At 52.2% G+C, this 18,816-nt stretch carries 17 protein-coding genes and 1 other RNA gene; 14 read left to right on the top strand and 4 right to left on the bottom strand.

The window, feature by feature from the left end:
• Positions 1–151 precede the first annotated feature (151 nt).
• The 5 genes from ACTHUG_RS10735 (at position 152) to ACTHUG_RS10715 (ending at position 3,823) form a co-directional block, all read left to right on the top strand.
• The gene (locus ACTHUG_RS10735; RefSeq protein ID WP_440386719.1) at positions 152–346 is read left to right on the top strand and encodes a hypothetical protein; all 195 of its coding nucleotides are present in this window, start codon (positions 152–154) and stop codon (positions 344–346) included.
• A gap of 12 nt (positions 347–358) precedes the next feature.
• Positions 359–808, top strand: coding sequence for a DUF4124 domain-containing protein (locus ACTHUG_RS10730; protein ID WP_440386720.1), 450 nt, complete (start codon positions 359–361; stop codon positions 806–808).
• A gap of 163 nt (positions 809–971) precedes the next feature.
• On the top strand, positions 972–1,808 hold the full coding sequence (cysT, locus tag ACTHUG_RS10725) for a sulfate ABC transporter permease subunit CysT (RefSeq protein ID WP_440386721.1): 837 nt from the start codon (positions 972–974) through the stop codon (positions 1,806–1,808).
• Between the two features lie 84 nt (positions 1,809–1,892).
• Entirely contained in the window at positions 1,893–2,753 is an 861-nt protein-coding gene (cysW, locus tag ACTHUG_RS10720; protein WP_440386722.1) for a sulfate ABC transporter permease subunit CysW, read from the top strand.
• Entirely contained in the window at positions 2,750–3,823 is a 1,074-nt protein-coding gene (locus tag ACTHUG_RS10715; RefSeq protein WP_440386723.1) for a sulfate/molybdate ABC transporter ATP-binding protein, read from the top strand. Before cysW ends, ACTHUG_RS10715 begins: the two co-directional genes overlap by 4 nt.
• A 54-nt stretch (positions 3,824–3,877) precedes the next feature.
• Here ACTHUG_RS10715 and ung read toward each other — a convergent pair whose 3' ends face one another.
• A complete protein-coding gene (ung, locus tag ACTHUG_RS10710; RefSeq protein WP_440386725.1) occupies positions 3,878–4,537 on the bottom strand; it encodes a uracil-DNA glycosylase in 660 nt (219 codons plus the stop codon).
• Between the two features lie 192 nt (positions 4,538–4,729).
• Here ung and ACTHUG_RS10705 point away from each other — a divergent pair, with 192 nt between their 5' ends.
• From ACTHUG_RS10705 to ACTHUG_RS10690, 4 genes are all read left to right on the top strand, one after another.
• The gene (locus ACTHUG_RS10705; protein ID WP_440386726.1) at positions 4,730–5,992 is read left to right on the top strand and encodes a multifunctional CCA addition/repair protein; all 1,263 of its coding nucleotides are present in this window, start codon (positions 4,730–4,732) and stop codon (positions 5,990–5,992) included.
• Positions 5,992–6,603 (top strand): hypothetical protein, encoded by a 612-nt coding sequence (locus ACTHUG_RS10700; protein ID WP_440386727.1) that lies wholly within the window; start codon positions 5,992–5,994, stop codon positions 6,601–6,603. The genes ACTHUG_RS10705 and ACTHUG_RS10700 overlap by 1 nt, the downstream gene beginning before the upstream one ends.
• A gap of 63 nt (positions 6,604–6,666) precedes the next feature.
• The gene (locus ACTHUG_RS10695) at positions 6,667–6,978 is read left to right on the top strand and encodes a hypothetical protein (RefSeq protein ID WP_036490806.1); all 312 of its coding nucleotides are present in this window, start codon (positions 6,667–6,669) and stop codon (positions 6,976–6,978) included.
• 167 nt (positions 6,979–7,145) lie between these two features.
• Positions 7,146–8,363, top strand: coding sequence for a uracil-xanthine permease family protein (locus tag ACTHUG_RS10690; protein ID WP_440386728.1), 1,218 nt, complete (start codon positions 7,146–7,148; stop codon positions 8,361–8,363).
• Positions 8,364–8,487: 124 nt separating this feature from the next.
• Here ACTHUG_RS10690 and ffs read toward each other — a convergent pair.
• Positions 8,488–8,584: signal recognition particle sRNA small type (gene ffs / locus ACTHUG_RS10685), an RNA gene on the bottom strand.
• Between the two features lie 260 nt (positions 8,585–8,844).
• Here ffs and ACTHUG_RS10680 point away from each other — a divergent pair.
• Positions 8,845–12,678, top strand: a complete 3,834-nt coding sequence (locus ACTHUG_RS10680) for a DUF3683 domain-containing protein (protein ID WP_440386729.1) — start codon at positions 8,845–8,847, stop codon at positions 12,676–12,678.
• A gap of 189 nt (positions 12,679–12,867) precedes the next feature.
• Here the strand turns inward: ACTHUG_RS10680 and nadB are convergent, their stop codons facing one another.
• Both nadB and nadA read right to left on the bottom strand, forming a co-directional pair.
• Complete coding sequence (gene nadB, locus ACTHUG_RS10675) at positions 12,868–14,376, bottom strand: L-aspartate oxidase (protein ID WP_440386730.1); 1,509 nt, start codon at positions 14,374–14,376, stop codon at positions 12,868–12,870.
• A 51-nt stretch (positions 14,377–14,427) separates the two neighbouring features.
• On the bottom strand, positions 14,428–15,540 hold the full coding sequence (gene nadA, locus ACTHUG_RS10670; RefSeq protein WP_440386731.1) for a quinolinate synthase NadA: 1,113 nt from the start codon (positions 15,538–15,540) through the stop codon (positions 14,428–14,430).
• A gap of 158 nt (positions 15,541–15,698) precedes the next feature.
• Here nadA and ACTHUG_RS10665 point away from each other — a divergent pair, with 158 nt between their 5' ends.
• From ACTHUG_RS10665 to nadC, 4 genes are all read left to right on the top strand, one after another.
• Positions 15,699–16,637: an NUDIX hydrolase gene (locus tag ACTHUG_RS10665; protein WP_440386732.1), complete on the top strand. Its 939-nt coding sequence runs from the start codon at positions 15,699–15,701 to the stop codon at positions 16,635–16,637.
• Positions 16,638–16,755: 118 nt separating this feature from the next.
• Positions 16,756–17,001, top strand: a complete 246-nt coding sequence (locus ACTHUG_RS10660) for a hypothetical protein (protein WP_016687381.1) — start codon at positions 16,756–16,758, stop codon at positions 16,999–17,001.
• Positions 16,998–17,480, top strand: coding sequence for a hypothetical protein (locus ACTHUG_RS10655; RefSeq protein ID WP_013449309.1), 483 nt, complete (start codon positions 16,998–17,000; stop codon positions 17,478–17,480). The genes ACTHUG_RS10660 and ACTHUG_RS10655 overlap by 4 nt, the downstream gene beginning before the upstream one ends.
• Positions 17,481–17,614: 134 nt before the next feature.
• Positions 17,615–18,496 (top strand): carboxylating nicotinate-nucleotide diphosphorylase, encoded by an 882-nt coding sequence (gene nadC, locus ACTHUG_RS10650; RefSeq protein WP_440386734.1) that lies wholly within the window; start codon positions 17,615–17,617, stop codon positions 18,494–18,496.
• The last annotated feature ends 320 nt before the right edge of the window (positions 18,497–18,816 follow it).

Raw genomic sequence — 18,816 nt, 5'->3', positions numbered from 1 at the left:
GTAGCATATTTTTGCAAAGACCTCAGGATTGAGGCCATGGCAAATGCGCCCAATAATGCGTCCAATTTCGATACAAGATGAAAACAGGCAGCGCTTCACGCAAAGACGCGTTGTAGGCAGCATTTCAGGCCGTCTGAAACGGAGAAACGATATGGAAACGCACAAAATCTATTACGCCGTGATTATTTTGGTATGTGCCGCCTCCATGCTGCTCAGCCCGTTTTTCTATATCCGCCGCACGCGATCTGGCCCTGAATTGCGGCACGCGCCCAGACAGTGGAAACCCATCCTCTTCGCCAACATCATCATGATTGCGGCTTTGTTTGTTTGGTGGAAATGGTTTTAAGGAAAAATAAAAATGAACAAAATCTGGATCAGCACATTACTGCTCGCTTTGACAACTGCGGTTTCCGCCGCGCCTATTTTTGAATGTACCGATTCTGCCGGCCGCAAAGTCTATACCCAAGCCGGCGGCAAAAACTGCAAAGCCAGCAATATCGGCAAACCGTCCGTATATACTTCTGCGCCTGTTTCAACATCGGCAACGCCGATTTCCCCAAGCAAAACCGAACAGGCGGAAGAAGCTGTCGCCCCGATCAATCCGGCTGATGTCGGCGCGGCCAAGCGTGCTTTAGATACCACCAAGAAAAATTTGGAAGAAGGCAAAAAAGTGCGTTACGGCAATGAACGCAACTATGCCCGTTATCTCGAACGGATCAACGGTTTGGAAAAAGCCGTCCGCTCGGCTCAGGAAAACTACGATGCAGCGCAACGCCAACCTGCCTCTCAAGATCCTGTTGCCTATTGATACTTACTACCACACCAGCAAGGCCGTCTGAAATATGATGTTCAGACGGCCTTTTCATCTCTTCAATATAACAAAATCGTCTTTATACCAAACAAAGCATTCTTTCCAGTTTCCAGACGGCCTTGTTAAAGTAAGCGCGTATTAAATTTTGACGGTTGCCATTATGTTGTTACTCAAAACGCCTTCTGTATTGCCGGGTTTCAAACTCAGCCTGGGTTTGACGGTTTTATGCCTGTCGCTTTTGGTGGTTTTGCCGTTTGCCATGATGGCGGCCAAGGCGGCGGAAATCGGCTGGAGCGGATTTTGGAACACGATTACCGAACCCAATGTCTTGGCGGCCGTCTGGCTGAGCTTGCGGATGTCGTTTTATGCGATGTTGACCAATATCGTGTTCGGTACATTGGTTGCCTGGGTATTGGTGCGCTATGAATTTCCGGGCAAAGGATTGGTAAACGCTTTAGTCGATTTGCCGTTTGCGCTGCCGACGGCGGTAACAGGCATTGCGTTGGCAACCCTATACGCCCCAGATGGCTGGATAGGCCGTTTTTTCGAGCCTTTGGGCATCAAAATCGCCTTTACACCTACCGGCATCTGGATTGCGCTGATTGTCGTCAGCCTGCCCTTTATCGTCCGCGCAGTGCAGCCGGTATTGGAAGAATTGTCGGGCGAATATGAAGAAGCGGCGGCAACTTTGGGCGCAAGCCGTTGGACTACGTTCCGCCGTGTCCTTTTGCCTGAAATCACGCCGGCACTTCTGACCGGTGCAGGCATGATGTTTGCCCGCTCTACCGGCGAATACGGCTCGGTCATCTTTATCGCGGGCAATATTCCGATGGTGTCTGAAATCCTACCCTTGATTATTACCGGCAAGCTGGAGCAATACGATGCTCAGGGCGCGTCTGCCGTTGCTCTGTTTATGCTGATGATTTCGTTTGTTATTCTGCTGATTTTAAACATTATGCAATGGACTTTAAGCCGCCGCGCCGGAGCGAGGGTTTAACAAACAACAGGCCGTCTGAAACATTAAGCAAACATTTTTCAGACGGCCCAAACAGATACAAGAATAAATCGAGACTACCCTACCATGAAAACCCATTCCACCAATCCAAATTTGAGCGAACCGCGTTGGCTGCGCGTATTGCTGACCGCTACCGCCTTGGGCTTTCTGCTGCTGATGCTGGTCGTGCCTTTGGTTGCCGTATTCTATGAAGCCTTAAAAGGCGGTTGGGATTTATACCTGCAATCTCTGACCGATCCCGAAGCATGGTCTGCCATCAAATTAACGCTGATTACCGCGCTGATTGTCGTTCCCGTCAATGCCGTATTGGGCGTGGCGATGGCGTGGCTGCTGACCCATTTCGACTTCCGCGGCAAGCAGTTGCTGACCACCCTGCTCGATTTGCCGTTTTCCGTATCGCCCGTGGTGGCCGGTTTGATGTTCGTCTTATTGTTCGGCGCGCACACGGCGTTGGGCGGCTGGCTCGAAGCGCAAGGCATACAGATTATCTTCGCCATCCCCGGCATTATTTTGGCAACCCTGTTCGTTACCTTCCCCTTTGTCGCGCGCGAAATCATTCCTTTAATGCAGGCGCAGGGCGACAGTGAAGAACAAGCCGCGCTGATACTCGGTGCAAACGGCTGGCAGATGTTTTGGCGCGTTACCCTGCCCAACATCAAATGGGCGCTGCTCTACGGCATCATTCTTACCAACGCCCGCGCGATGGGCGAGTTTGGCGCAGTCAGCGTGGTATCGGGGCACATTCGCGGCGAAACCAACACCATCCCGCTTTTGGTCGAAATCTTCTACAACGAATACAACTTCACCGGCGCATTCGCCCTCTCCGGCGTATTGGCACTTTTAGCCTTGGCCACCTTGCTGGTGCAAAACATCATTACCAAATTACAAGATAAAAAACTCGCCGCCGCCGAAAGGAACGCAGCATGAGCATCACTATTCAAAACTTAAACAAACACTTCGGAGCGTTCCACGCGCTGAAAAACATCAACCTCAATGTCCCCACCGGCAAACTCGTTTCCCTGCTCGGCCCTTCCGGCTGCGGCAAAACCACGCTCTTGCGCATTATCGCCGGACTGGAAAACGCCGACGGCGGCCAAATTCTCTTTGACGGCCAAGACGTAACCGCCAAGCATGTGCGCGAGCGCAAAGTCGGTTTCGTGTTCCAACACTACGCCCTCTTCCGCCACATGAACATGTTTGACAACGTTGCTTTCGGTTTGACCGTATTGCCCAAGTCCGAACGCCCGTCCAAAGAACAAATCCGCGCCAAAGTCGAAGAATTGCTCAAACTCGTGCAGCTCTCCCACCTCGCCAAATCCTATCCGCACCAACTCTCCGGCGGCCAACGCCAACGCATCGCCCTTGCCCGTGCCCTCGCCGTCGAACCCAAACTCCTGCTCCTGGACGAACCCTTCGGCGCGCTGGATGCTAAAGTGCGCAAAGAATTACGCACTTGGTTGCGCGACATTCATCACAACCTAGGCGTAACCAGCATTCTGGTCACGCACGACCAAGAAGAAGCCCTTGAAGTTTCCGACGAAATCGTCGTCATGAACCACGGCCAAATCGAACAAACCGGCAGCGCCGAAGCCATTTACCGCAAACCAGAAAACGCCTTCGTTACAGAGTTCCTCGGCGAAACCGATGCATTTGAAGGACGCATCGAAAAAGGCATTTGGCATTACCACGGTTTCGAATGGAAATTGGATGCGCAATACAAATGGCAGGAGCAAACCGCCATCGGCTATATCCGTCCGCACGAATGGCAGCTTGCCACCGAAAACGAAACGCCGATGATTCGTGCCAAAATTGAAAAAATCCACGCCGTCGGAGCATTGACGCATATTTTGGTGAAACACGACAAACAAGACGTGCATATCACGCTGGCAGGCAGCGATGCCGCGCGTTACCAAATCGCCGAAGGCAAAGAATTGAATCTGATTCCGAAACAGGTTTATGTCTTCTCTCAAAACGAGCTGATTGAATATTCGATTTGAGACTAAATCATAAGGCCGTCTGAAAATCTGCTTTCAGACGGCCTTTAATCTTATTTAAACCTGCCAATCAATCGGCTCTAAACCATGTGCCTGCAAATAAGCGTTTGCCTGCGAAAAATGTTTGCAGCCGAAAAAGCCGCGATATGCCGACAAAGGCGAAGGATGCGGCGCGGTCAGCACCAAATGACGGTTGCGGTCGATAAACGCGCCTTTTTTCTGCGCATGGCTGCCCCACAACATAAAGACCAAATGCTCGCGTTCCTTATCCAATTGTCGGATGACTTCATCGGTAAACACCTCCCAGCCAAAAGTCGCATGGGAATGCGCCGCACCGGCACGGACAGTCAACACCGTGTTCAATAGCAACACGCCCTGTTCCGCCCAATGCTGCAAATAGCCGTGTTGCGGAATCTGAAAACCTTCAATATCCGTCGCCAACTCTTTATAAATATTGACCAGCGACGGCGGCACCGCAATTTCAGGTTGCACGGAAAACGCCAAACCATGCGCCTGCCCCGCACCGTGATACGGGTCTTGCCCCAAAATCACTACTTTTACATTTCCGAATTCAGTCGTCCGAAAGGCATTGAATACATCGCGCTCAGGCGGATAAACGGTTATCCCCGCCTGCCTTTCGTGGCGAACCTTCTCCAAAATCGTTTGAAAATACGCCTTTTCTTTTTCCGCACCAATCGCCTCGTGCCAAGTCTGCATTATTTGCCGCTCCGTATTTGAATGGGCTTATTATAAAGGATATGCCGCATAACGATATGGTTTGTTGCTGCCGCCGGCCTGAAGATTATCGACAGCAACAAGCCTAAAGCGTCATAATAGCATTCTGAATCAGGCCGTCTGAAAACCCGATACGGCTTTTCAGACGGCCTTTTTATATCGTTCGATTTTTATATGAATACACAAACCATCCAAACCTATCTTGTCGGCGGCGCCGTCCGCGACCATCTGTTAGGCCTGCCCGTCAAAGACCGCGATTGGGTAGTCGTCGGTGCAGATGCGCAAACCATGTTGGCTCAGGGTTATCAGCCGGTTGGCAAGGATTTCCCTGTCTTTCTCCATCCGGACAGCCACGAAGAATACGCCCTCGCCCGTACCGAACGCAAAACCGCCAAAGGCTATGCCGGATTCAGCTTTCACGCCGATAAAGACGTTACGCTGGAACAAGACCTGATGCGCCGCGACCTGACCATCAATGCCATGGCCCAGGATTCAGACGGCACGATCATCGATCCCTTTGGCGGACAACAAGATTTAGCAGCCGGCATCCTGCGCCACGTTTCGCCCGCCTTTGCCGAAGACCCCGTGCGGATTTTGCGTATCGCCCGTTTTGCCGCGCGTTATGGGTTTCAAATTGCCGATGAAACCATGTCGCTGATGCGGCAAATGGTAGAAAACGGCGAAGCGGATGCCTTGGTTGCCGAACGCGTCTGGCAAGAATTGGCCAAAGGTTTGATGGAGAAAAACCCGCGCAAAATGATTGAAGTTTTACGCGAATGCGGCGCACTCAAAGTCTTGCTGCCCGAGCTTGACGCCCTTTTCGGCGTACCGCAACGCGCCGACTATCATCCCGAAATCGACAGCGGTATCCATACGCTGATGGTTGTACAACGGGCCGCCGAAATGAATCTATCCCTTGCCGAACGCTATGCCGCCCTATTACACGACTTAGGCAAGGCAAAAACACCGGCCGATATCCTGCCGAAACACTACGAACACGACATCAATGGTGTCGAACCCGTCCGCGAAGTCAATCAACGCCTGCGCGCGCCCAAACACTGCGCCGAGCTTGCCGAACTCGTCTGCCGCTGGCACATCATGCTCCATCAAGTCGGGCAGTTCAAAAGCAAAACCATTTTGAAGGTTTTGAAAAAAACCGATGCATTCCGCCGCCCAGAACGTTTTCAGACGGCCTTAAACGTCTGCGTGGCCGACAAACAAGGCCGTCTGAACTTTGAAGACACCCCCTATCCGCAACGCGAACACTGGCTGGCCTTACTTGAGGCCGCCAACCAAGTAGATGCAGGCAAAATCGCCGCCGAGTGCCGCGCACAAGGCAAGGCCCATTTAATTGCCGAACACATCGATCATGCCCGCTTGGCACAAATTACACCGCTGCAAAAAGCGTATCAGGCGGACAAATTAGGAGGCTATTGATGACATCTTCTCGTTATAAAATCAATCAAACACCAAGCAAAATTACCTTGTCAGCAAAAATTATACGAAACCGACGCAGACTTCTATTAACTTGTAGAGACCTTGTAATCTTACTATTAATATTGGCAAACATTCCAAATTTAAACTTTGAATCAGCATTTAATATCATAATCCTTATATTTTTGGGTCTGCTTTTTTGCCAAGGTGTTTATGACTTACTGTGGCAACTTTTTGGACAAGAACATATTCATGTTCAAAATGGGATACTTTCACATCAATTCACGCTATTTGGATTGGGAAAAGGTAAAAAATTTTCACTCGTAGAAATATCTCAATGGCAGCCACATGAGAACTATGCAAATACAGAAAACACTAAAATCACACTACGTAATTATTTGAGCCAGAGAAGAAATAAATCCACCATCTCCAGCCCCTTACGAAAACCAAATAGCAAACAAGGCGCATGGTCATTTGTTTATCATGGGGAAACCATACACATCGGTGAATTTTTTTATAGCGAAGATTGCCAAGCAATTAACTCGAAATTAAACAGCTTAATGACAAAAAAAGCCAAAACAGAGACACTTTTCAAACCAGAAAACGACCTTTAAAACAATTACCACAATATCCGCTATAATCCGCATCTTGACCATCTTATTTCAACAATAAAAATCATGACCATCCAGACCGATTTACTTCACGAAAAAATCAGCAATGAAGATTATCAACGCCTTATTGTCAAACATAGCGAATCTTTCAGCGACGGCGAAATCCGCCTATTGAATGAGATTTTGGAGAAATTTGAATTCGATGTCGTACAGGAACAAGCATTGGCGCAAGCGGTGATGCAGCAGGTGCGCTTTGACCCCAACGCCTACCATATCGACAGCGACGACGAAGACACCACAGGCATCTGCCCCCACTGCATCAATCCGCCCATGCCGCCCCTGCGCGATTATTTGGTTTGGCGCGAAACACGCGGTTAGGAATTTTCCTAATCGATTTTGATAAGTTACTAACCATTCGCTATCGAATAAGGCCGTCTGAACAGGTTTCATCGTTACATTTGTTCAGACGGCCTTTTGTAAATAAATATTCACAATTAGGATAAATCAGTATAATCTGCGCCGTTTGAATTTTCTTCGGAGCTTTTATGAATCAGCTTAAAACGGCGATAGCCGGTGCGCAGATTTTGTTTGTCGCATTCGGTGCCATGGTGCTTGTGCCGCTTCTGACGGGACTGAACCCGGCTTTGGCATTATTGGGCGCAGGCTTGGGCACGTTGTTGTTCCAATTGGTTACCAAACGTAAAGTGCCGATTTTCCTCGGCTCTTCTTTTGCCTTTATTGCACCGATTATCTACTCCATCGGCGAATGGGGCCTGCCTTCTACCATGTTCGGCCTGTTTGCGGCCGGCTTCATGTACTTTGTTTTTGCCGCATTGATCAGATGGCGTGGTCTGGATGCGGTACACAAACTGTTGCCGCCCGTGGTTATCGGCCCGGTGATTATGGTAATCGGCTTGTCCGTGGCCGCTGCAGCCAGCAGCATGGCCATGGGTCAATCAGGCGGCAAGCAGGTCATCGACTATATCGACTCGCTGATTCTGTCCGGCTTTACCTTTGCGGTAACCGTCATCGTTTCTGTCTTCGGCAGCAAAATGATGAAGCTGATTCCAATTCTGATCGGCGTGGCTTCCGGCTATGTGTTGGCTTTAATCATGGGCTTGGTCGACACCGGCACCATCATCAACGCTCCTTGGTTTGCCGTTCCTCATTTTGAAACGCCTCAAGTCAACTGGCAGGCTGCCCTGTTTATGCTGCCCGTTGCCATCGCCCCGGCCATTGAACACATCGGCGGCATTATGGCCATCGGTAATGTAACCGGCAAAAACTACACCAAAGACCCGGGCTTGGACAAAACCCTCGCCGGCGACGGCTTGGGCGTCTGCGTGGCCGGTTTGATCGGCGGCCCACCTGTAACCACTTACGGCGAAGTGACCGGTGCGGTGATGATTACCAAAAACAGCAACCCCGTCATCATGACCTGGGCGGCAATTTTTGCGATTTGCATGGCATTTTTCGGTAAATTTAACGCGTTTTTGGCTTCGATCCCTATGCCGGTTATGGGCGGCATTATGTTGCTGCTGTTCGGTACTATCGCCTCTTTGGGCATCAAAACATTGATTGATGCAAAAGTCGATTTGATGCAGCCGAAAAATCTGGTTATTGTCAGCTCCGTATTGACGACCGGCATTGGCGGCATGATTATCAAAGTAGGTACTTTGAGCTTCGCCGGTGTAGGTTTATGTGCCGTATTGGCCATTATCCTGAACTGTGTTTTGCCCAATACAAAATCAGAAGAAGCATAAATAGCTTGTTCATAAACTCAAAGGCCGTCTGAAAATAAGATTTCAGACGGCCTTTTGATCATTACGCTTTATAATACAATGAAAAAATGCCGGAGACTCAATCATCTCCGGCATTTTTGAATAAGGTGGCGAGCCGAACCCCCGGCACTGGCTCATCAGAGTGGGCTGCTGGCTTCCGCCCCTGACCCGGTGTTCCGAATTACCATGCGGGGAGACCCGCCGTAGAAAAAACGCATTATAGCGGTTTTACAGAAAAACTCAAGCGATAAAATCTGTCAGGCCGTCTGAAAACCATCTGCATGACAAGATTGTAAACAATATTAACTAGTTGAAAATCATTCCCATTGAAATGTTTATTGTCTTTTGCATTGAAAAATATCGAAAATTACACTACATTAACACATCACGCCATCAAGAAGAAATCGTATTTTTCAGACGGCCTTTAATATAAAAACATTATACCTATCAACGGAACTCAACCATGACCACGACTACCGCCCCGCAGCGTATTCGGGAAATTCCCTACAACTATACTTCCTACACCGACCGCGAAATCATCATCCGACTTTTAGGCGACGAAGCCTGGCAAATCCTGCAAGACCTGCGAGGCCAACGTAAAACAGGACGTTCGGCGCGGATGTTGTTTGAAGTATTGGGCGATATTTGGGTGGTCGTGCGCAATCCGTATCTGGTCGATGATTTGCTGGAACACCCGAAACGCCGCGCCGCGCTGGTACGGGAAATGCGCCACCGGTTGAACGAAATCCGCAAACGCCGCGACGACAATCCGCAAGTCGATGTATTGGTTGCGGCGGCGGAAAAGGCGGTCGAGCGTTTTGATAGTAGTTTTGATGAAACCAGCAAAAAACGTCATAAGATTTTGGAGCGTTTGAGCAAAATCACCAAGCCGCACAATATTATGTTTGACGGGCTGGCGCGGGTAACGCACGTTACCGATGCGACCGACTGGCGCGTCGAATATCCGTTTGTCGTCGTCAATCCTGACACGGAGGCGGAAGTCGCGCCTTTAGTGCGCGCCTTAATCGAGCTGGATTTGGTCATTATTCCGCGCGGCGGCGGTACGGGTTATACCGGCGGTGCCGTGCCTTTGGATGCAAATAGTGCGGTCATCAATACGGAAAAGCTGGACAAGCATCGCGGCGTGGAATTTGTCAAACTGGCGGGCTTGGACGGCAAGCATCCGATTATCCATTGCGGCGCGGGCGTGGTAACGCGGCGGGTAGAAGAAACTGCACATCAGGCGGGTTTGGTGTTCGCCGTCGATCCGACTTCTGCCGACGCGTCCTGCGTGGGCGGCAATGTGGCGATGAACGCGGGCGGCAAAAAAGCCGTGCTGTGGGGTACTGCCTTGGACAACCTCGCCTACTGGCAGATGGTCAACCCGCAGGGCGAATGGCTGCGCATCGAGCGCGTGCGCCACAATTTCGGCAAAATCCACGACGAAGAAACCGCCGTGTTCGACGTTCACACGCTGGATTCAGACGGCCTCAATATCGTTAAGACCGAACGCTTGGAAATCCCCGGCCACAAATTCCGCAAAGTCGGTTTGGGCAAAGACGTTACCGACAAATTCTTGAGCGGCCTGCCCGGCGTGCAGAAAGAAGGTACGGACGGCATCATCACCAGCGTCGCCTTCGTGTTGCACAAAATGCCGAAATACACGCGCACCGTGTGTATGGAGTTTTTCGGCACAGTCGCCACCGCCACGCCGTCCATCGTCGAAATCCGCGACTTCCTGCTCGCTCACGACAGCGTGCGGCTGGCGGGTTTGGAGCATTTGGACTGGCGTTATGTCCGCGCCGTCGGCTACGCCACCAAAGCGGCAGGTAAAGGGCGGCCGAAAATGGTCTTGCTGGCGGACGTGGTTTCAGACGACGAAGCCGCCGTACAGGCAGCCGCCGAACACATCTGCGAACTTGCCCGCGCCCGCGACGGCGAAGGCTTTATCGCCGTGTCGCCCGAAGCGCGCAAAACCTTCTGGCTCGACCGCAGCCGCACCGCCGCCATCGCCAAACACACCAACGCCTTTAAAATCAACGAAGACGTAGTGATTCCGCTGGAGCGGCTGGGTGAGTATTCGGACGGCATCGAACGCATCAACATCGAGCTTTCCATCCAAAACAAACTCAAACTCTGTGCTGAATTAGAGCAATATCTGTCTGGCAAACTCCCCATCGACAAAATGGGCACGGACCTGCCGACCGCCGAACTTTTGGGCGAACGCGGCAAACACGCCCTTGCCCATGTTTCCGCCGTTAAAGAGCGTTGGGACTGGTTGCTCGCCAATCTCGATACGCCGCTTGTCGACTACAAAGCCCGCTACGGCGCAGCCGTCCATGCCGCGCCCGAAGCCAAAGACGACGAGAGCTGTTTCACCGCCTTCCGCGACTTCCGCCTGCGCGTGTCCGTCAAAGACGACGTAATGAAACCGCTCGCCGAAATCTTCAGCGGCAAAACCGACACCAAAATCATCGAAGGTTTGGGTAAAATCCACGCCAAAACCGTGCGCGGACGTGTCTTCGTCGCCCTGCACATGCACGCCGGCGACGGCAACGTCCACACCAACATCCCCGTCAATTCCGACGACGCCCAAATGCTTCAGACGGCCTACCGTTCGGTCGAGCGCATCATGAAACTCGCCCGCTCGCTCGGCGGCGTGATTTCGGGCGAACACGGCATCGGCATCACCAAGCTCGAATTTCTGACCGATGAAGATTTGCAGCCGTTTTGGGACTACAAAAACCAAGTCGATCCCAAGCACACCTTCAACCGTCACAAACTGATGAAAGGCTCGGACTTACGCAACGCCTACACGCCGTCTTTCGAGCTGTTGGGCGCGGAATCGCTGATTATGGAAAAATCAGACCTCGGCACCATTGCCGATTCCATCAAAGACTGCCTGCGCTGCGGCAAATGCAAACCCGTCTGCTCCACCCACGTTCCGCGCGCCAACCTGCTGTACAGCCCGCGCAACAAAATCCTCGGCGTGGGGCTGTTGACCGAAGCTTTCCTGTACGAAGAACAAACCCGCCGCGGTGTTTCCATCAAACACTTCGAAGAACTCATGGACATCGGCGACCACTGCACCGTGTGCCACCGATGCGTCAAACCCTGCCCGGTCAACATCGACTTTGGCGACGTAACCGTAGCCATCCGCAACTATCTTGCCGATTCCGGCCACAAACGCTTTGCACCTGCCGCATCGATGGGCATGGCATTTTTGAACGCCACCGGCCCGAAAACCATCAAAGCCCTTCGCGCCGCCATGATACAGACCGGCTTCCCAGCGCAAAACTTTGCCTACAAAATCGGCAAGCTTCTACCCGTCGGCACCAAAAAACAAAAAGCTGAACCCAAAGCCACGGTCGGTACTGCCCCGGTTAAAGAACAAATCATCCACTTCATCAACCGTCCTTTGCCCAAAAGCGTGCCCGCCAAAACACCGCGCTCCATGCTCGGCATCGAAGACGACAAAAGCATCCCCATCATCCGCAACCCCGCCGCGCCCGAAGATGCCGAAGCCGTGTTCTACTTCCCCGGCTGCGGTTCCGAGCGTTTGTTCAGCCAAATCGGACTCGCCGTCCAAGCCATGCTCTGGCACGTCGGCGTACAAACCGTCCTGCCGCCCGGCTATATGTGTTGCGGCTATCCGCAGGACGCGGGCGGAAACAAGGCAAAAGCCGAGCAAATGAGCACCAACAACCGCGTCGCCTTCCACCGCATGGCGAACACCCTCAACTACCTCGACATCAAAACCGTCGTCGTCAGTTGCGGCACCTGCTACGACCAGCTCGAAAAATACCGCTTCGAAGAAATCTTCCCCGGCTGCCGCATCATCGACATCCACGAATACCTGCTCGAAAAAGGCGTGAAACTGAACGGCGTGAAAGGTCAGCAATACCTCTACCACGACCCCTGCCACACGCCCATCAAAACCATGAACGCCACCCAAATGGCCAGTGGCCTCATGGGGCAGAAAGTCGTCTTAAGCGACCGCTGCTGCGGCGAATCCGGCATGTTCGCCGTCAAACGCCCCGACATCGCCACCCAGGTCAAATTCCGCAAACAGGAAGAAATCGAGAAAAACCTCAAAGAGCTGCCGCAGGGCGAACCCGTCAAAATGCTCACCTCCTGCCCCGCCTGCCTGCAAGGCCTAAGCCGCTACGCCGACGACAACGACATGCCCGCCGACTACATCGTCATCGAAATGGCGAAACACATCCTCGGCGAAAACTGGCTGGACGAGTTTGTGAAAAAAGCCAACAACGGCGGCGTGGAGAAAGTGTTGCTTTAAAACTTAGGCAATAACTTATAGTTGTACAAAGAGGCCAGTTATGTCTACTCATAACTACTGTCAATCCCTGCACCCTAGTTTTCCCTTTTTTCCTGCTTTATTTTAATCTTTTTTATAATGCACAAACCTTAAATTCTCTAAAGTAAGGATTTAATTTACTAAATAATTTTGTTTTATTTGCTATTATCCTTAACAATCACTATTGAAATGCGCGCCGATGTTTTGCCGCCTTGCGTATGCAGCTTGGGCAACGGCGAGGCTGCATTCGAGCAGGTTGCGGTTTTCGTATTCGGACGCGGTGTGCGGCTCGGCTTGGTTTTGTTTCCAAAACTGCAGTTGGGCGATGGCGCGGCGTAGGTTGGTATCGTTGCGTATGATGCCCAGATGGCGTTGGTTGAACGCTTGCAGGGTGGGGCGGCTGAATACGTTTTGGAGACCGTCTGAAAAGATGTCTGTTTCGGCGGAGGGGCTTTCAGACGGCCTTGGGGACGGTGCGGTTTGGAATGCTTGTCCGTCCGCAATGGTTTGGGCGGCAAGCCTGGCAGTCGCGACGCATTCGAGCAGGGAGTTGCTGGCGAGGCGGTTGGCGCCGTGCAGCCCTGTGCAGGCGGTTTCGCCTAAGGCGTAGAGCTGCGGCAGGGAGGTTCTGCCGCTGGGGTCGGTTTGGATGCCGCCGCAGGTGTAGTGTTGCACGGGGCGGACGGGGATGGCTTGGTGCGTGATGTCCAAGCCGCATTGGGATAGGCAGTGCCGATGGATGGAGGGGAAATGCCGGCGGACGAACTCTGCGGGTTGGCGGCTGATGTCGAGTGAGACGAAGTCTTGCGTTTGTTTGGCGATTTCGGCGGCGATGGCGCGGGCAACGATGTCGCGCGGCGCAAGTTCGGCGCGGCGGTCGTAATGCGGCATAAACCGTTCGCCCGCTTGGTTGGTCAGAATGCCGCCTTCGCCACGCACGGCTTCGGAAATCAGGAAGGTACGGCCGTTTTCAGACGGCCTTGCCAAGCCTGTGGGGTGGAATTGGATAAATTCGAGGTTTTCGACTGCGCAGCCTGCGCGTATCGCCATAGCGATGGCGTCGCCCGTGCATTCGGGCGGCGTGGTGGTGGCGGAGTAAATCTGCCCGAGGCCGCCGCCTGCGAGTATAGTATAGCGGGCGCGGATGCGGTAGGTTTCTTGCGTTCGACAGTCGAGGACGGTCAGCCCGCACGCTGCGCCCGATTCGGTTTGAACATCCAACGCCATCTGCCGCTCGCAAACGCGGATGTTCGGGCGGCGGCGTATTTGGGCAATCAGGCTCTGCATGACTGCTTCGCCCGTGTAGTCGGCGACGTGGGCGATTCGGCGGCAGGTGTGCCCGCCTTCGCGCGTCAGGTGCAAGTCATTATGATTCCGGTCGAACGCCACGCCCTGCGCCAGCAGCCATTCGATTGCCGGTTTGCCCTGCGACAGGATGGTGCGGACGGCAGCTTCGTCGCACAAACCTGCACCCGCTTCCAAAGTATCGGCGACGTGTTTTTCGATGTCGTCTTCTCCCGACCACGCCGCCGCAATCCCTCCTTGCGCATGACGGCTTGCGGTGTCGTCCAGCCGGTTTTTGCACAAAATGACGATGCGGAACGATTCAGGCAGCGACAGGGCGAGCGTCAGTGCCGCCAGCCCATTTCCGGCAATCAATACGTCGCAATCCGTTTGCATGGTGTTGTCCTTGTTTGAGGGGTCGTCTGAAACGGCAATATGGACGGCAAATCAGGCGGGGCCCACGCCGTTGAACACATCTTTTTTCTTCAGCCCTGCCGCGAAGTCAAGCATACGCTGCAAAGGCAGTTTGGCGGCTTCGCCCAGCTTTCTGTCCAACAGGATTTCGTTGTGTACGCTTGTCAGGGCGTATTTGATGCCGCCCAGCGAATTCATTGCCATCCACGGGCAGAACGCGCAGCTTTTGCAGCTTCCGCCGTTGCCCGCCGTCGGGGCGGCGATAAATTCTTTGTCGGGTGCCTGCTTTTGCATTTCGTGCAGGATGCCCAAATCGGTCGCCACGATGAATTTTTTTTCAGGGCGCGATACGGCGGCTTTCAGCAGCTTGCTGGTCGAGCCGACCACGTCGCCCAGTTCGATGACGCTTTGCGGTGATTCGGGATGAACCAGCACCACCGCGTCGGGATGCTCCGCCTTCAACGCCGCCAGCTCTTGCCCTTTGAATTCGTTGTGAACGATGCACGAACCCTGCCACAGCAGCATATCCGTGCCTGTTTCGCGGCGGATGTAGTCGCCGAGGTGGCGGTCTGGCCCCCAAATCAGTTTCTCGCCGCGCGATTTCAGATACGACACGATTTCCAACGCCACCGAAGACGTTACCACCCAGTCGGCACGTGCTTTCACGGCGGCGGAAGTGTTGGCGTATACCACCACCGTACGGTCGGGGTGTTGGTCGCAAAAAGCTGAAAACGCTTCTTCCGGACACCCCAAATCCAAAGAACATTCCGCTTCCAAATCAGGCATCAGCACCGTTTTTTCAGGGCAGAGGATTTTCGCGCTCTCGCCCATGAAGCGCACACCCGCCACCACCAGCGTACCGGCTTCGTGTTCCGCACCGAAGCGCGCCATTTCCAGCGAATCGCCCACGCATCCGCCTGTTTCCAAAGCCAAATCCTGAATCAGCGGATCGACGTAATAATGCGCCACCAAGACCGCATTTTTCTCCTTCAACAAAGCCTTGATTTCGTCTTTCAGACGGCCTGCTGTTTCTCGGTCGGGCGTGTCGGCAACCTTCGCCCATGCCTGACGGATTTGGCAGGCGGAAGTCGGCGTTTGGATGAGTGGCATATCGTAATCGAACGAGCGGCGGGCGGCGGTTTGCATGATGTTTCCTTGTAGCTGGTTTTTCAGACGGCATGAAGGTGTTTGCCGTTTATATTTTGAAATAGTTTTATATTATGCTCAACTTGAGTATAATATGCAAGGTCGTCTGAAAACCGCTTTGGTTTACAATAAGGTTTTCTCTTGAATGAAAGCCACGCATGGATGCCTATCCTGAAACAGCAGCCAATACGCAAAGTATCGTCGAGCTGGTTCCTGTACTGATCGCCATTACAAACGGCAGCTTGAGGGTTTTGACAGTTGCCAAAGGAGAGCTATTACCCAATGGCCTGCTTGCACCGCTTCGCCACTCTCTGCAAGCAGGAGTCAGAATGTGGGTCGCCAAGCAGACATCTCAGCCTATGGGCTATGTAGAACAGCTTTACACCTTTGTCGATACGCGCCGCCAAAACGAGCAAGGCATGCCTGTCTTGTACGTCAGCTATCTGGGGCTGGTGCGTGAGGCGGCCGACAACATCCTGCATCCTGATGCGAAATGGCAGGACTGCTACTGCTATTTTCCGTGGGAAGATTTGCGTACCGACGGCGGACAGCGCGATAGCATCGTCAGCCGCCTGCGCATTTGGGCAAACTCGGCGGATACGGAGGAAGTGCGCCAAAAGCGGCTCAAGCGCATTCATTTGTGCTGGGGGGTCGAGCCGGAAAACTGGTCGGAAGAATACGTTTTGCAACGCTATGAAATGCTGTATGAAAGCGGCCTGATAGCGGAAGCCGCCGAGCCGCAGGCAAACTTCGACTTCGCGCTCACGGGGCAGGCCATGCGCCACGACCACCGCCGCGTACTGGCGACCGCCCTGTCCCGCCTGCGCGCCAAAATCAAATACCGCCCCGTGATTTTCGAACTGATGCCGCCCGAATTCACGCTGCTGCAACTGCAAAACAGCGTCGAAGCCATCAGCGGCAGATTGCTGCACAAGCAAAACTTCCGCCGCCAGATTCAGCAGCAAAACCTCATCGAGCCGTCGGATACCGGAGTATCGGGCAGCAAAGGCCGTCCCGCGCAGCTTTACCGTTTCCGCGACGACGTCCTGCCCGACAGGCTGATTTCGGACATCGGACTGCCGCTGGGCAGCCGTTAGCCCGTTTTCAGACGACCTATAGTGGATTAACAAAAATCAGGACAAGGCGACGAAGCCGCAGACAGTACAGATAGTACGGAACCGATTCACTTGGTGCTTGAACACCTTACCAGGAACTATGGAAGTTTTAAAAAAGATTGGCACCACAGGCAACTCAGCCACAGGCAAACTTTTTCCAGATTTACCTCGCACAAATAAGGGATGGACTGAAAAAACACAAGTGCAATTCAAGCTTGAAGGCCAAGGAAAACCACATGTGAATAAAGGAAAAGGGGTAGTCAATACAGGGCTGGGGAAATCTGGCGGCAAAGAAGCTTTTGAGAAACAGATTATTCATTTTGAAAAAATTGGAGATATAAAATGAGCTATTTAAATTTAGATGATGATATGTATTTGGTTTATGATTTTAAAAAAGATATGAAAAATAGAAAAAAGAAGGAGCATATTGAAGATACAAGATTACTGTCATTGAATGACGAAAGTATCTTTGGCATCAAAAAAGACAAAGGATTGTTTGCGTCGGATGAATGGTGGGCTAATATTGATTCCGGACAGATTATCACCAGAAGCGTTTCCGGAGTAATATCGTCAATATATGAGGCAGGAATGGAAAGAAGAAACATACCGAATAGTTTTAGTTTTATAGATGGTGAAGGCATCGTAAGGAATGAAAGTATGTATATGATGAATAAATCCGACAGACATTTATTTTGTGAAGGGAAAAAAATTGCTATTTTTTACGCGTATGACGAATTAAAAATATCAAAACAAAGAAAAGGAGACGTAATTGATTTGGAAAACAACTATGTTGAGCAAGTCATTGAAATGGCAATTTCAAAATAATCAGATGACGCCGGAGAGAATTGTTCTCTTTGAGCTAAGGCGAGGCAACGCCGTACTGGTTTTTGTTAATCCACTATAAAATGAAGTTTTACCCCATCGGTGCAACATCCATCTTTTTCAACAAAGGAAACCCCATGTCGTCTGAAAACACCCTCTTCCCCCTGCCCGACACCCTGTTGCGCCCCATGGTGGAACAAGCCTTGAGCGAAGATTTGGGTAGGCGTAGCGACATTACGTCCGCCGCCGTTATCGCCCCCGATAAAACCGCCAAACTCTCCCTTGTCAGCCGCGAAGACGGCGTTATCGCCGGCATGGACTTGGCGCGTCTTGCATTTACAATTAAGGATCCCCTCGTCAACTTCCAAGCCGAAATCCACGACGGACAAACCGTTAGCGCAGGTCAGACGCTGGCCGCCGTCGAAGGCAACGCCCGCGCCCTGCTCGCCGCCGAACGTACCGCGCTCAACTACCTCACGCACTTGAGCGGCATCGCCACCGCCACCGCGCGTGCCGTTGCCGAGGTCGCCGAATACGGTACAGACATCGTATGCAGCCGCAAAACCATCCCCCTGCTGCGCGTGCTGCAAAAATACGCCGTCAGGGCGGGCGGCGGCAAGAACCACCGCATGGGTTTATACGACGCCGTACTCATCAAAGACAACCACCTCGCCTATTGCGACAGCATCGCCCAAGCCGTTCGGCAGGCAAAACAGGCGGTCGGACCGTTGACTTGCGTAGAAATCGAAGTGGACACGTTGGCACAACTGGACAAAGCCATCGAGGCGGGCGCGGAACGGATTTTGCTGGACAACATGGACGACGAAACCCTGGAAGAAGCGGCAAACCGCTGCCACACGCAAACCGCCCCCACACACACCATCTATTGCGAAGCATCGGGCGGCATCGGCTTCGACCGCCTGAAGCGAGTGGCACAAACCGGCGTGGACGGCATCGCCCTCGGCTATCTGACCCACAGTAGCCGCTCGTTGGACATAGGCTTGGATTTCGTGGCTTAAGTTTGAGTTGGCTATAAAGCAAAAGACAGGGTACTGCACTATCAAGTAAATTATATTTCTTGATACATATCCCAATTATTCAGGTTAAGATCTTTGCAAAAATTCCCTAAATTCCCATCAAGACATTTGGGGATGTGAAGGATTTTGCAAGAATTCCTTTATTACTAAGCAAAATGGATAACTTGTAGGAAATAAAAAATCCTCTTTCCCAAAAGGAAAGAGGATTTTTCAAGCTTGCCTAATTGCTTATTTCTTTTCTTTAGGCATTTGGGATACCAATGACAAGTTAACATCCAAGCCTTCGATTTGGAAGTGTGGAC

This window comes from Neisseria sp. P0022.S009 (assembly GCF_051956675.1).
Classification (GTDB): domain Bacteria; phylum Pseudomonadota; class Gammaproteobacteria; order Burkholderiales; family Neisseriaceae; genus Neisseria.
Note: the sequence above shows the minus strand (reverse complement) of the source record. Positions and strands in the feature narration are given on the sequence as shown.